General features: G+C 67.1%; 11 protein-coding genes and 2 pseudogenes. 5 read left to right on the top strand and 8 right to left on the bottom strand.

Annotated elements, in window-relative coordinates:
* Window positions 1–60 precede the first annotated feature (60 nt).
* Window positions 61–2,340: a DUF1631 family protein gene (locus tag ACYVH8_RS14175; RefSeq protein WP_460489458.1), complete on the bottom strand. Its 2,280-nt coding sequence runs from the start codon at window positions 2,338–2,340 to the stop codon at window positions 61–63.
* 352 nt (window positions 2,341–2,692) lie between these two features.
* Between ACYVH8_RS14175 and ACYVH8_RS14170 the strand changes: the two genes are divergently transcribed.
* Entirely contained in the window at window positions 2,693–4,348 is a 1,656-nt protein-coding gene (locus ACYVH8_RS14170) for a DEAD/DEAH box helicase (protein WP_460489457.1), read from the top strand.
* A gap of 64 nt (window positions 4,349–4,412) precedes the next feature.
* Here ACYVH8_RS14170 and ACYVH8_RS14165 read toward each other — a convergent pair whose 3' ends face one another.
* Window positions 4,413–4,796 carry a cupin domain-containing protein gene (locus ACYVH8_RS14165; protein WP_460489456.1) on the bottom strand — a complete coding sequence of 128 codons (384 nt, stop codon included), beginning with the start codon at window positions 4,794–4,796 and terminating at the stop codon, window positions 4,413–4,415.
* A 113-nt stretch (window positions 4,797–4,909) separates the two neighbouring features.
* Between ACYVH8_RS14165 and ACYVH8_RS14160 the strand changes: the two are divergent.
* The 3 genes and pseudogenes from ACYVH8_RS14160 to ACYVH8_RS14150 form a co-directional block, all read left to right on the top strand.
* Window positions 4,910–5,064 (top strand): annotated as a pseudogene (locus ACYVH8_RS14160) (aromatic compound catabolic protein); the annotation flags it as partial.
* Complete coding sequence (gene gloA, locus ACYVH8_RS14155; protein WP_460489455.1) at window positions 5,061–5,447, top strand: lactoylglutathione lyase; 387 nt, start codon at window positions 5,061–5,063, stop codon at window positions 5,445–5,447. The pseudogene ACYVH8_RS14160 and the gene gloA, both read left to right, overlap by 4 nt.
* Window positions 5,448–5,726: 279 nt before the next feature.
* Window positions 5,727–6,323 (top strand): gamma-glutamylcyclotransferase, encoded by a 597-nt coding sequence (locus ACYVH8_RS14150; RefSeq protein ID WP_460489454.1) that lies wholly within the window; start codon window positions 5,727–5,729, stop codon window positions 6,321–6,323.
* Window positions 6,324–6,339: 16 nt separating this feature from the next.
* On the opposite strand, the gene ACYVH8_RS14145 is transcribed toward ACYVH8_RS14150, so the two are convergent.
* From ACYVH8_RS14145 to ACYVH8_RS14130, 4 genes are read right to left on the bottom strand one after another with little or no spacing between them, the layout of a single operon-like run.
* Complete coding sequence (locus ACYVH8_RS14145; RefSeq protein WP_460489453.1) at window positions 6,340–6,876, bottom strand: nucleotidyltransferase family protein; 537 nt, start codon at window positions 6,874–6,876, stop codon at window positions 6,340–6,342.
* A complete protein-coding gene (locus ACYVH8_RS14140; RefSeq protein WP_460489452.1) occupies window positions 6,873–7,874 on the bottom strand; it encodes an XdhC family protein in 1,002 nt (333 codons plus the stop codon). The genes ACYVH8_RS14145 and ACYVH8_RS14140 overlap by 4 nt, the downstream gene beginning before the upstream one ends.
* Window positions 7,875–7,900: 26 nt before the next feature.
* Window positions 7,901–10,039 carry a xanthine dehydrogenase family protein molybdopterin-binding subunit gene (locus ACYVH8_RS14135; protein WP_460489451.1) on the bottom strand — a complete coding sequence of 713 codons (2,139 nt, stop codon included), beginning with the start codon at window positions 10,037–10,039 and terminating at the stop codon, window positions 7,901–7,903.
* Between the two features lie 11 nt (window positions 10,040–10,050).
* Window positions 10,051–10,518 (bottom strand): (2Fe-2S)-binding protein, encoded by a 468-nt coding sequence (locus ACYVH8_RS14130; protein WP_460489450.1) that lies wholly within the window; start codon window positions 10,516–10,518, stop codon window positions 10,051–10,053.
* A gap of 232 nt (window positions 10,519–10,750) precedes the next feature.
* On the opposite strand from ACYVH8_RS14130, the gene pdxH reads away from it, so the two are divergent.
* A complete protein-coding gene (gene pdxH, locus ACYVH8_RS14125) occupies window positions 10,751–11,389 on the top strand; it encodes a pyridoxamine 5'-phosphate oxidase (protein ID WP_460489449.1) in 639 nt (212 codons plus the stop codon).
* Window positions 11,390–11,392: 3 nt separating this feature from the next.
* On the opposite strand, the gene ACYVH8_RS14120 is transcribed toward pdxH, so the two are convergent.
* Both ACYVH8_RS14120 and ACYVH8_RS14115 read right to left on the bottom strand, forming a co-directional pair.
* Entirely contained in the window at window positions 11,393–12,331 is a 939-nt protein-coding gene (locus ACYVH8_RS14120) for an AEC family transporter (protein ID WP_460489448.1), read from the bottom strand.
* A gap of 534 nt (window positions 12,332–12,865) precedes the next feature.
* Window positions 12,866–12,982, bottom strand: a pseudogene (locus ACYVH8_RS14115) (IS5-like element ISCARN85 family transposase); the annotation flags it as partial.

The raw sequence follows: 12,982 nt of genomic DNA, 5'->3' as shown, positions 1-12,982 counted from the left end.
GGTAAATTCTGCGGGGGTAAAACCCGCATTATCCCCGCCAGCCGGGCCCCGCCGAACCGCTCAGGATTTGGGCGGGTTGCGGGCGTTGAGCAGCGCGGTCTGGGCCACGGCGTCCAGGGCGTTGTCCACCATGTGGCGCTCGGAGACGATGCGCATGAGGCCGCGCGTGCGCAACTGCTCCATGGTGCGGCGCGACATGGAATGCGCCAGGCCCTTGCCCGAGATGAACATGAAGAGCGTGCGGTGCGGGCTGGCCCAGGTCAGCTGGGCGCGCACCCACTCGCCCTTGAGCTGCAACTCGACCCAGCATCCGATGGCCAGATCCGCCGCATTCCAGGTGCCGGACACGGGCGCTCCGGCCGAGGCCGCATCCGGCATGACATCGCCTTCGGGCAGGTAACCCGCCTCATCGGCTTCGTGGCCGGCCATCCAGATGCTGTCGGCATCGGCCGCCTCGATCACGCCATAGCCCGTGCTTTCCCCGCCTGATTCCTGCGAGAAATCCTCGGGCAGCTCGTCCGGGAAACCGTCGAGCTCGGTCACCTCCAGGCCATCCATCGGGTCGCCCTCGTCTTCGGGCGCCCGGCTCGGCTTGGCGGTTTTCGCCGGCGCCGGCGCCTTGACCTTGGGGGCCTCGAAAGCCTTCTCGTGCAGGGCGATCAGCTGGTCCAGAAAACGCGGGATGCGCTCGGGCGGGTATTCGATGAGCTGCAGGCCATGGCGCAGCTTGACCAGCAGCGTCGGCACCAATTGCACCAGACGGGTCCGGTTGCGGCGCACCAGCTTGGACTGCACGCTCCAGATCAGGTCGTCGACCAGGGCCAGGTAACCGTCGGCATCGGTCGTGCCGTCGGCGCGCAACTGCGACTCGGCCACCACCTGGGACCAGGGGCCGCAGAGGAAAGCTGCGACAAAGTCGGGGATCTCCTTGTCCTGCAGGCGCTCCTGGAAATCCGCCGCGAGCCGCTGCGCCAGCATATTGCGCTGCTCGGCGTGCATCAGCGCGCGCGCCGCATCTTCCTGCCTGGCCCGCAGCGCCAGGTCCACGCGCGACCACTGGGCATCGAGCATGGTCAGCGCCCGGGCAAAGGACTCGGGTTCACCGTCGCTGCCCAAAAGCTCAAGCACGGCCGAAGACACCATCTTGATAAAACGCTGGAAGCGCTCATCGTTCTCGGTCTTGTAACCCAGGCTCTGGTGCGTGATGCGGTCCAGGAACTGGCGCGCCGGGTGCTTACGCTCGCTGAAGAAACGCGGGTCGGCCTGGGCCAGGCGCAACAGCAGCGGCTCCAGCTCCTTGACCTGGGCCCGCACCGGTGGCAACAGGCGCTGATCCTTGCCCAGGTTCTCCAGCATGAGACGCACCACCTCCTCGCCCAGTTGCTGGCCCAGCTCACGGTTCATGTTCTTGCCGTTGCCCTTGGCCGCGGCCTTGGCGTCCTTGGCGTCCTTGAGGGCGCGTTCACTCAGGCGCTTGATCATGGGCTCGACCATCTTGAGGTCCTCGAGCGCCACCATGGATGCCGGCACCGTGTGCAGGAAATCCTTGCCCCGGTTGCCGCCGCCGAGATCGATCTCTGCAGTCAACAGGCGGCGCAGCTTGTCCAGCGTCAGCATGGTGCGGGTGACCGGATGCTCGACCGGCGTGCCGCCCGGCGCCGGCGCGGCGGAGGTCAGCAGCGGCACCACCGGCTCGATGCCCTGCGAGCGCAACCAGTCGCCCAGTTCCTTGTAGAGCGTGCGCAGGCTGTTGCCCAGGATGCCGGCGGCCGGGGTGATCAGGGCCGTGCGCGCCTGCTCGCTGGGCACATGCTGCGACAGGGTCTCGCGCAGGGCCCGGGCGAAGGTCTCGGGACGCAGGGGATTGAGGTGGGCCTGCACCGACATCCAGCCCATCAGGCTGCTGATCAGCGCGTTGAGCGGCGGCATCACCTCGTCCACCGCCATCTGGATTTCCTGCTGGGCCATGGCGAACTCGATGTTGGCGTCGAGCTGGCCCTCGTCCAGCAGCTGGATGTCCTCGAAACGCACCAGAGCTTCCGGGTCGCTGGCATGGCTGCCGCTGCGGTAGATCGCCAGGCGCAGCTGCACGCCGAACGTGGCGCGCACCGCCTCGACCTGGCGGCGCAATTCCTCGACGAGGCGCTGGCTCAGTGCCCGCTCGTTGATCTTGGAAATCTTGCCCCCCACCTGCTGCACGGCAATGTCCAGTCCCTTGATCACGTCGTCGATCAAGGAGCCGGACTGTTCCAGCACCGCCTCGATGCAGTCGTGCAGGGACGGTTTCTCGGCGGTCGGGTCATCCGACACGCCCAGGCGCCGCATGCGAAACTTTTTCATGGATAACAGTCGATCATTGCCGGGACTCGGACCCGGTGCTTGTTACATTCTCCACCGAGTCCGGAACAGAAGCCGCACCCTGACAACATTTTGTTACGGGTATGACAATAATGGCGAGAAGGGACAATTTCTGTCAATCCGCGTCGCTTCACAGGCACCAGAAGCCGAAGCGTGCGACAATGGTGTCCGTTGCCGTTCAGTTGCGCGCAACATCAGCACACTGCTGGGGGCTTTGTCACCGCGTCCCGCGGACCGACGGTCCCACCCTTGAACCCTATCTGCCTTTGACTGGCCGGGCGCCCCAGGCGCCTGTACAGGCCGATATCCCAGCGCCCGGATGGGCGCCATCACCATGAACTTTGAAGAACTGAAACTGGCTCCGGCCATCCTGAAGGCTGTGCGCGAGCAGGGCTACGAGACCCCCACGGCCATCCAGGCCCAGGCCATCCCGCTGGTGCTCGAGGGCCACGACCTGCTGGGCGGCGCCCAGACCGGCACCGGCAAGACCGCCGCCTTCACCCTGCCCCTGCTGCACCGCCTCACCATGAGCCGCAGTGCGCAGAACAAATGGGGCGGCACCGGCATCCGCGCCCTGGTGCTCACCCCCACGCGCGAGCTGGCCGCCCAGGTCGAGGAATCGGTCCAGACCTACGGCAAGTACCTGCAACTGAGCTCCACCGTCGTCTTCGGCGGTGTCGGCATGAACCCGCAGATCAGCCGCCTGAAAAAAGGCGTGGACATCCTGGTGGCGACACCGGGCCGCCTGCTGGACCTGCAGCAGCAGGGCTTCCTGGACCTGTCCACCGTGCAGACCCTGGTGCTCGACGAAGCCGATCGCATGCTGGACATGGGCTTCATCCACGACGTGAAGAAGGTGCTGGCCCTGGTGCCCAAGGACAAGCAGAGCCTGCTGTTCTCGGCCACCTTCAGCGACGAGATCCGCGACCTGGCCAACGGCCTGCTCAAGAACCCGCAGAGCGTGCAGGTCACGCCGCGCAACACCACCGTGCAGCGCATCACCCAGGTCATCCACCCGGTGGGCCGCGGCAAGAAGAAGGCCCTGCTGGCCCACATCATCCAGCAGCACAACTGGAGCCAGGTGCTGGTGTTCGTGCGCACCAAGTTCGGCGCCAACAACGTGGCCGAGTACCTGGAGAAGAACGGCATCACCGCCATGGCCCTGCACGGCAACAAGAGCCAGGGCGCCCGCACCCAGGCCCTGGCCGGCTTCAAGAGCGGCGACGTCCGCGCCCTGGTGGCCACCGACATCGCCGCGCGCGGCATCGACATCGACGAGCTGCCGCACGTGGTGAACTACGAGATCCCCAACGTCAGCGAAGACTATGTGCACCGTATCGGCCGCACCGGCCGTGCCGGCTCGGATGGCGCCGCCATCAACCTGGTCTGCCTGGACGAGGAAGGCTTCATGGCCGACATCGAGCGCTTCACCAAGCAGAAGATTGAAGTGAAGGTGGTCGAGGGCTTTGCGCCCGAGCCGGGTGAACGCGCCGAACCCATCGCCATGGGCCGCCAGACCATCTGGGGTGGCGCCGGCAAGCCGCCGAGCCGCGAAGTCATGGCGGCAGCCGCCAAGAACGCGCGCAGCGAGATGATGCAGCGCATGCGTGACAACAAGGCTGGCCAGGGCGAACGCGCCAAAACCGGCCAGGGTCAGGGCCAGCGCAACGGCGGTGGACAGAGCCAGCCGCGCGGAGGCCAGGCCAAACCCCAGGGTCAGCGCGCGCAAGGCCAGGGCCAGGGTCGCAACAACGAGCAGCGCCGCAGCAACAACACCAGCGGCGCGCGCGCCGGCGAGCCGCGTCAACCCGATCCCCTGCGCACGGGCACCGACAGCCTGAGCGAGCGCGGCGGGCGCAACCGCGGCCGCGGTCGTCCTGGCGGTGGCCAGGGCGGCGGTCAGGGCCGCAGCAGGGACAGCGGCAAGAGCGGTGGCGGTGGCGGCGTGGATCCGCTGCGCACCAGCTACGGCCGCATCAGCCACAACTGAAGCGCCCTGAGCCTCCCGCTCCCGAAAACGGCCTGCCCTGTGCAGGCCGTTTTGCTTTCCGTGGTCAGCCGCGCACGAACAGCGTGACCAGCGGGTCGGGACCGACCTGGCGGCTCCAGTGGCCGTGGATGGCGGGGTCGAAGGTCTGCCCCTCGGGCAGCAGATCGGCCGAGTGGAAATGCTGGCCCGGGCCGAAGACACGCGACACCCCGCCCTGCAAGCCAATTTCCATTTGCCCCTGCAGGATGAAACACCACTGGGGCGCCCCGGTGCAGTGAAAGCTGCTGCGAAAACCCGCCGGGCTGTGACGCAGCTGGTAGCCCCCCGAGGCGAACACCTCCGACAGCATGGACTGCGGCGTGCCCTGGACCAGCGGCACGCTTTCCTCGCGAAAACGCGCGCGGCCGTCGGTATCGGTGTACAGGATGACTTTGGTGAACTGGCTCATGGACGGCCCCGTAAATGAGCGCCCATTATTCCCCAGACCGGCGTGTCGCCGGTGCGCCGGACGTTCTGCCACAGGGCAGGCGCGAAGCCTCCGATCCACCCTGCTCGACTTCCGACTCCGCCCCGGAGTGTGCCGTCCACACCATGATGCCGATGGGCCACGGATGCACCACGGCCGAGGCCAGGCTCTTTGGCCCCCAGGCACGCTCTGTGCCCACGCCACCACCACCTGCCTCGTATTCGAACTTCCGGCACAATCGGAGACATGAGATTCCTGCACACCATGCTGCGCGTCGGCGACATGCAGCGCTCCGTCGACTTCTACACCCGCGTCATGGGCATGCAACTGCTGCGCACCACCGACCGGCCCGAGCAGAAGTACTCCCTGGCCTTCGTGGGTTATGGCAGCAACCCCGAGCAGGCCGAACTCGAACTGACCTACAACTACGGCGTCGAGCGGTACGACATGGGCGGGGCCTACGGCCACGTGGCCCTGGGCGTGGACGACATCTACGCCTTCTGTGTACAGATCCGTGCCAGGGGCGGCAACATCACACGTGAACCGGGCCCGGTCAAGGGCGGCAACACACTGATCGCCTTCATCACCGACCCCGACGGCTACAAGATCGAGCTGATCCAGCGCGACGACTGAGCCCTTCCGGGCAGCTCGCGTTAGGATGCGGTCATGCGGTCATGCGGCCCTGCCGGTCCGCACGACCAAAGTCCATCCCGAGCACGAGGTTCTGCGCCTTGAGAGCGTTTGCGAAGCTGCGAGGCCTGCTGTCCTCCGCGTCTGCGGAGCCTGGAGGCGTGAAAACCCGCGCCCAGACCGGCTTCCTGGCCGCCCACGGCTGCGATACGCTGCAGGGTTCCCTCTGTGCGCGTCCCTTGCCGCTGCAGGACTGGCTGTCCGCCGCGCGCACCTGAAAACATGCACCCGCCACCGCTCGTCCTGCCCCGTCCCCTGCGCGATCCCGCCCCCCTGCTGGCCACCACGCTGCGCGAATGGGGCGGCCATGACGACCTGTGGATCTTCGGCTACGCCTCGCTGATCTGGCGACCGGACTTCGACTTCGAGGAACGCCGCACGGCCCACGTACGGGGCTGGCACCGGGCACTCAAGATGTGGAGCCGCGTCAACCGCGGCACCCCCGAAGTGCCGGGCCTGGTCTTCGCCCTGCTCACGGGCGGCAGCTGCCACGGCATGGCCTTTCGTGTGCAGCGCCAGCGCGCACCCGCCATCCTGGAAACCCTCTGGGAGCGCGAAATGCCCACCGGCGTCTACGACCCGCGCTGGCTGCGTTGCGAAACGCCGCACGGCCCGGTCTCGGCCCTGGCCTTCACCCTGTCACGCCGCAGCCCCAACTACACCGGCACGCTGAGCCCGGCGCAATACCGCCAGATCTTCGCCCAGGCCCGTGGCCGTTACGGCAGCACGCACGACTACGCGCAGCAGACCTATGTGAGCCTCAAGACCCACGGCATTCACGACCGGGCGCTGGAACAGTTGTTGAGACACGCTCCCTGACAGAAGCAGGCGCAACTCAGGCCACGCCGCGTGCCAGCAGAAGCTGCAGTGTCTGCTCCAGATCCTCCGGGGTGTCGATGTCGGTGATGCAGCCCAGGTCATCCACCTCCACCGTCCACAGGCGGTGCCGGCGCACCACCGCGGCCGCGCCCTGATCGCCGTGCAGCGCCAGCAACGCGGCACCGCACGCGCGGGAAAAACGCACGGGATGCCCCTGCTGGCCCAGGCAGACCGGCCGCACCACGGTCTGCTCGTCCGGCGCGTCGGCAATACGGCGCAGGGTCTCGGGCAGGACCAGAGGGAGATCGGCCGGCAGGATGAGCCAGCCCTCGGCGTCGGCCGTGGCCCGCACGGCCGCGGCGATCGAGTCGCCCATGCCGGGGTGCGGCGCCTCCTCCACATGAAAGGGCAGGCCGCTGGCACGCACGGCGTCCAGCGTGTGCTGCTGCACGGTCTTGTCGCCCAGCCTAGCCTGCAGCTTGTGCGTGCCGCCGCCGGAGACAAGAAAGCGTTCACCCCGGCCCGAGGCGAGCACCAGCACCACGGGCTTCATGCCGCGATGCAGCCCGGTGTATTGGCCATGCGCAGCGTGGCGGCGTTCTTGACCTGCACGATCTCGGCCAGGATGGACACCGCGATCTCGGCCGGCGTGCGCGCGCCTATGTCCAGGCCCACCGGCCCGTGCAGACGGGCCAGCTCTTCGGCGCTGAGGTCGAAGTGCTCGGCCAGGCGCTGCTTGCGCGTGGCCTGGTTGCGGCGCGAGCCGAGCGCGCCGACGTAGAAGGCGGCCGACTTCAAGGCTTCCAGCAGCGCCATGTCGTCGAGCTTGGGATCGTGCGTGAGCGCCACGATGGCGGTGTGCGCATCGGGCAGCATCTCGCGCACCACGTCGTCGGGCATGCCCGGCACGCGCTGCACGCCGGCCGTGTCCAAGGTGGCCGCGTATTCCTCACGCGGATCGCAGACCAGCATCTCGAAATCCAGCAGGCTGGCCATGCTGGCCACGGCCTGCGAAAGCTGGCCGGCACCGATCAGCAGCAGGCGCCACTTGGGGCCGAACACCGTGCTCAGGGTCAACTCGTCGAAGACCATGGACTGGCCGCGCACGGCATCGGCCAGCGTCACCCGGCCCGTGGCCAGGTCCAGCGTGCGCGCGACCAGCCGATGCTCGGCGGTCTGCGCCAGCAACTGTTCGACCCAGTTCACGTCCGTCAACGGCTCCTGCACCAGGCGCAGCGTGCCGCCGCAGGGCAGGCCGAAACGCGCGGCCTCGTCCCTGTTGACGCCGTAGACGATGAGCGAGGGCAGGACCGCGGCCGGGTCCTGCCGGCCTTCGGCCAGGGCCGCCTTGGCGCGCGCGATCAGGTCGTCCTCGACACAGCCGCCCGAGACCGAGCCGCTGACCACACCGTCCTCGCGCACGGCCAGCAGCGCCCCGGGCGGGCGCGGCGCGCTGCCCCAGGTCTGCACCACCGTGACCAGCGACACGGCATGGCCGGCGCGTTTCCAGGCCAGCGCGTCGGCCAGCACGCGCAGATCGAGACTTTCCATTCTCCCGCTCCTCTTCTGTAAGGCCTTCACGCAGCGCGGATCGCCTCCGGTGTCAGCGGCAGCTTGCGCACGCGCTTGCCGGTGGCCGCCGCCACGGCATTCGCGATGGCAGGCACCACCAGCGCGGTGGCCGGCTCGCCGATGCCGCCGGGTTTTTCCTTGCTCGGGACCAGCACGATATCAATCTTCGGCGACTCGTGCATGCGCACCACCGGGTAGTTGTTGTAGTTGGTCTGCTGCACCCGCCCCTTGTCCAGGGTGATTTCCTGCATCAGGCCGGCCGACATGCCGAACACGATGCTGGACTGGATCTGGGCTTCCACCGTGTCCGGGTTGACCATGCGGCCCAGATCGGCCACCACGGTCACGCGGTGCACCTTGACCTCGCCGTCCTTGACCGACACCTCGGCCACCTGCGCCATATAGGTGTCGTAACCCTCCATCAGCGCAATGCCGCGCGCGCGGCCCTTGGGCAGGGGCTTGCCCCAGCCGGCCTTGTCGGCCGCGAGCTTGAGCACGCGGGCAAAACGCGGCTGGCTCTTGAGCAGGGCCATGCGGTACTGGTAGGGGTCCTTGCCCGCAGCGAGCGCCAGCTCGTCCATGAAGCTCTCGTTGGCGAAGGCATTCATGTTGTGGCTCACCGCGCGCCAGTAACCCACACGCATGCCGCTGTCGTGGATGACCAGGTCATGCTGGGTGTTGGCGATGGCATAGGGGCCCACCGCCGCCTCGGCCATGAAGGGGTCCAGCGTGTCCTTGGGCAGGCCGAAGGCGCGCTGCGTGATCGACTGCGAGGTGACCTTGTGGTGCAGCGCCACCGGCATGCCCTTGGCGTCCAGGCCGGCCTGCACCTGGTTCAGGCCCAGGGGACGGTAGTAGTCGTGTGTCATGTCGTCTTCGCGCGTCCACAGCAGCTTGACGGGTTTGCCCACCGCCTTGGAGATCTGCGCGGCCTGGACCACGAAATCCAGCTCCAGACGGCGGCCGAAGCCCCCGCCGAGAAAGGTTGTCTTGAGCGTGACGTCCTCGGGTTTCAGCCCCAGGGCACCCGCCACGGCGCCATGCGCGCCCTGCTGGAACTGGGTCGGGCCGATCAGCAGGATTTTCCCGTTCTCGAAATGGGCCGTGAAGTTCATGGGCTCCAGCGGCGCATGCGCCTGCATGGGCGTGATGTACTCGGCCTTGATCACCCTGGCCGCGCCCTTCATGGCATCGGCCACATTGCCGGCGGGCTTGACTATGGGCAGCACCTTGCCGCTGTCGGCCGCCGCGCGTGTGCTGGCCAGCACACTGTTGTGGTCCAGCGCGGTCCCGGCCCCCTCGTCCCACTGAACGCTCAGGGCCTGGCGCGCCTTGACCGCATGCCAGTAGCTGTCGGCCACCACGGCCACGCCATCGTTGATCTGCACCACGTCGAGCACACCCGGCATGCCCTTGGCCTTCGCGGCGTCGAAGCTCTTGACCTTGCCGCCGATCACCGGGCACTGCTCCAGGCTGGCGTAGACCATGCCCGGCAGTTTCACGTCGATGCCGAACTCGGCCGTGCCGTTGACCTTGGCCGGCGTGTCCAGGCGCCTGAGGCGCTTGCCCACGATCTTGAAGTCCTTCGGGTCCTTGAGGGCCACCTTCTCCGGCACCGGCAGCTTGGCAGCCGCCGCGGCCAGCGAGCCGTAACTGGCCTTCATGCCCTTGGGGCCCAGCACCATGCCGCGCTCGGCCTTGAGCTTGCTGCGGTCCACCTTCCATTCGTCGGCCGCGGCGGAGATCAGCATCTCGCGCACCTGGGCGCCGCCCACGCGCAGCTTCTCCCAGCCGTCACGCACCGAGGTCGAGCCGCCGGTGATCTGCGCGCCCAGCAGCGCATTGACGTAGACGGCGGCCGGCGGCGCGATGCTGACCTTGATCTGGTCGATGCCGACGTTGAGCTCCTCGGCGATCAGCATGGGCATGGAGGTGTAGACCCCCTGGCCCATTTCGGAACGCGCCGAAATCAGCGTGATGGTGTTGTCGTCGGCGATGTGCACCCAGGCATTGGGCGTGTAGACGGTGCCGGCGGCCTGGGCTTCGACCTTGGCGCCCGGCAGGGCAAATCCCATCAGCAGGCCGCCGGCGGCCAGCGATGAGGTCTTCAGGAAATCACGACGGGAGGTTTGGTTCGTGCTCATGGTGTGTCTCCTCAGGCGGTCTTGCGCAGGGTGGCGGCTGCATCCTTGATGGCGGCCTTGATGCGGGGATAGGTGCCGCAGCGGCAGATGTTGCCGCTCATGGCGGCGTCGATGTCCGCATCGCTGGGGTTCTTGTTCTTGGACAGCAGGGCGGCCGCACTCATGAGCTGGCCGGACTGACAGTAGCCGCATTGCGGCACATCGTGCTTGATCCAGGCCTTCTGCAGCGGATGGCTGTTGTTCTTCGAAAGGCTTTCCACCGTGGCCACCCGCTTGCCGGCCACCGAAGCCACCGGGGTCTGGCAGGAGCGCACCGGCTGGCCGTTGACATGCACCGTACAGGCGCCGCACAGGGCCGCGCCGCAACCGAACTTGGTGCCGCTCAGGCCCAGTTCATCGCGGATCACCCACAGCAGGGGGGTATCGGGCTCGGACTGGGCGGTGACCGCCTTGCCGTTGACGTTCATCTGGGTACTCATGTCAGGGACTCCTCTGGATATGAGCCGAACTGGGAAGGCCGGCCGTGTTGGGCTAGGGACCCTCTGCATAACTCGTGTCGCGCATGACGGGAGTTATGCAGAGGGTCCCTAGGCTTTCCAGCGTAGTCACTCGAACCCCTGCCAGCATGCGGGTAAGCCCTAGGCCGGCGCAGGATAGTTGCAATTTGCGACAGCGCCAGGCCGCCGCGGCGCTCCTGCCTATACTCCGGCCATGTCCTCGATTGCCGACCTCCGCAAAAGCTACGAACGCGCCGAACTCAGCGAGGACGCCTCGCACGCCGATCCGCTGCAGCAGTTCGACCAGTGGCTGCAGCAAGCCATCCGCTCGGAGGTTCCCGAACCCAATGCCATGACCCTGGCCACCGCGGGCAGCGACCTGCGGCCGTCCACGCGTGTGGTGCTGATCAAGGGCTATGACGCGCGCGGCATCGTCTGGTACACCAACTACGAGAGCCGCAAGGGCCGCGAACTGGCCGGCAATCCCTATGCCGCCCTGCAGTTCCACTGGGTCGAGCTCGAACGTGTGGTGCGCATCGAAGGCCGGGTGGAACAGGTCAGCGCCGAGGACAGCGATGCCTACTACGCCAGCCGCCCGCTCGATTCGCGCATCGGCGCCTGGGCCAGCCCGCAAAGCCAGGTCATCAGCGGCCGCGGTGTGCTGGTGGCCAATGCCGCGAAGTACGGCGCGAAATTCCTGCTGCAGCCGCCGCGCCCGCCCCACTGGGGCGGCTACCGCCTGGCGCCCGAGCGCTGGGAATTCTGGCAGGGCCGGCCCAGCCGGCTGCACGACCGGCTGCGCTACACCCTTGCCGGACAGGACAGCTGGACACGCGAGCGTCTGGCGCCCTGAGCCTTACAAAAGCCCCGCCGCGTACATCACCAGCGGCAGGGTCAGCAGGGCCACGGCGTTGGAGACGATGACGCTCGCCGTCACCAGCTCCTCCGCCACCGCATAACGCTGCGAAAACAGGAAGACGTTGGCCCCCATGGGCAGGGCCGCCGTCACCACCATGACCACCAGGGGCAGGCCCGAGAGGCCCATGAGCAGGCCCAGCGCCGCCACCAGGGCCGGCATCAGCAGGTTCTTCACCAGGGTCAGGCCCAGCGCCCCGCGCAGATGCGGACCCACGGTGGTGCCGGCCAGCGTCACGCCCACCAGCAAGAGGGCCAGGGGACCGAAGGCATTGCCCAGCCACTGCAGGGGCCGGTCCACCACCTCGGGGATGGCCCAGCCGGTCTGGGCATACAGCAGGCCGGCGATGATGGGCAGGGGCACCGGGTGGATGACGGCGTTGCGCACCGCACTCAGCACGGTGCGCCACATGGCACTCGGCCGGGCCACGGCGGCCTCGCGCGCCACCGCCAGTTCCAGGATCACGGTGCCGGCGGTCAGCAGCACCAAGGCATGCAGGGACAGGAGCGCCAGCAGAACCACCAGCCCCGCCTCGCCATAGGCCAGGCCGATGAAGGCAATGCCGATCATCACCGTGTTGCTGAAGGTGGAAGCCAGGGCCAGCACGGCGGCACGGCGGTTGAGGCCCTGCCACAGCAGGTTCACGCCGAAGAGTATGAACACCGCCACAAAGTAGGTCGCCAGCGGCAACAGCTCCAGCTGTTTCACGTCCACCTTGCCCATGGTGCGGAACATCAGGGCCGGCGTGAGCACAAGGAAAACCAGATTGGAAAGGTCCTTGACCGAATCGGCGCGCATCCAGCGCAGGCGACCGGCCACATAACCCAGGGCCACGAGCAGCACGACGGGGACCAGGGCGGAGAAAACGGGGTGGTTCATGGGGCCTATGCTAGTTCATGAGCTTTGGGTGTCAGGGGCGCACCCCGCACGCGTGGCAAGCCGGGTCTCGCCCCGGCGGGCGAGGTACTTTTCTTTGCTTCGCCAAAGCAAAGTACCCAAAAGAAAGGCGAGCCGGGTGCGTCGTCCCTCCGCTGCGCTACGGGCACACTGCGTTGCTCGGAACGGGCGGGGTGCGCGCAAACTCGCTACGCTCAAACATGCGCGCCCCTTCTTCCGCCCGCTCCTGCGCTACTCGCCTCCGCACACGGCAGTGGGGGCCGAATACCGAAGCCCGCCAAGGCCCCTGCTCTTCCAACTCCATGCATTGATTGGCTACGGTGAGGATTTCAGATATAAATCAATCACCTACAGACACCAAGGGAGGCATACATGCTGAATCAGCCAAGTTATGCCGCATTTTTCCGACCGCATCACGCTAACCCTCACAGGGGAGTTCAATGGGTTTCCTAAATCGCATGTTTGGGTATCGTTGGAGCCTGTACGTTGTGAGGGATGAACGGGAACTAGGGCCTGTTAACACAAACCACGAAGGCCATCTGCCACGAGCACGAAGCTGAGAAAGCCAAGAAACATTGCATCGAGTTTCTCGAACCGAGAGAAGATGCGTCGGTAGCCCTTGAGCCGCCTGAA

This window comes from Curvibacter fontanus (genome assembly GCF_054780335.1).
Note: the sequence above shows the minus strand (reverse complement) of the source record. Positions and strands in the feature narration are given on the sequence as shown.

Coding starts and splice junctions, on each gene's coding strand:
- ACYVH8_RS14175 (WP_460489458.1), bottom strand. CDS start 2,340: ATGAAAAAGTTTCGCATGCGGCGCCTGGGCGTGTCGGATGACCCGACC.
- ACYVH8_RS14170 (WP_460489457.1), top strand. CDS start 2,693: ATGAACTTTGAAGAACTGAAACTGGCTCCGGCCATCCTGAAGGCTGTG.
- ACYVH8_RS14165 (WP_460489456.1), bottom strand. CDS start 4,796: ATGAGCCAGTTCACCAAAGTCATCCTGTACACCGATACCGACGGCCGC.
- gloA (WP_460489455.1), top strand. CDS start 5,061: ATGAGATTCCTGCACACCATGCTGCGCGTCGGCGACATGCAGCGCTCC.
- ACYVH8_RS14150 (WP_460489454.1), top strand. CDS start 5,727: ATGCACCCGCCACCGCTCGTCCTGCCCCGTCCCCTGCGCGATCCCGCC.
- ACYVH8_RS14145 (WP_460489453.1), bottom strand. CDS start 6,876: ATGAAGCCCGTGGTGCTGGTGCTCGCCTCGGGCCGGGGTGAACGCTTT.
- ACYVH8_RS14140 (WP_460489452.1), bottom strand. CDS start 7,874: ATGGAAAGTCTCGATCTGCGCGTGCTGGCCGACGCGCTGGCCTGGAAA.
- ACYVH8_RS14135 (WP_460489451.1), bottom strand. CDS start 10,039: ATGAGCACGAACCAAACCTCCCGTCGTGATTTCCTGAAGACCTCATCG.
- ACYVH8_RS14130 (WP_460489450.1), bottom strand. CDS start 10,518: ATGAGTACCCAGATGAACGTCAACGGCAAGGCGGTCACCGCCCAGTCC.
- pdxH (WP_460489449.1), top strand. CDS start 10,751: ATGTCCTCGATTGCCGACCTCCGCAAAAGCTACGAACGCGCCGAACTC.
- ACYVH8_RS14120 (WP_460489448.1), bottom strand. CDS start 12,331: ATGAACCACCCCGTTTTCTCCGCCCTGGTCCCCGTCGTGCTGCTCGTG.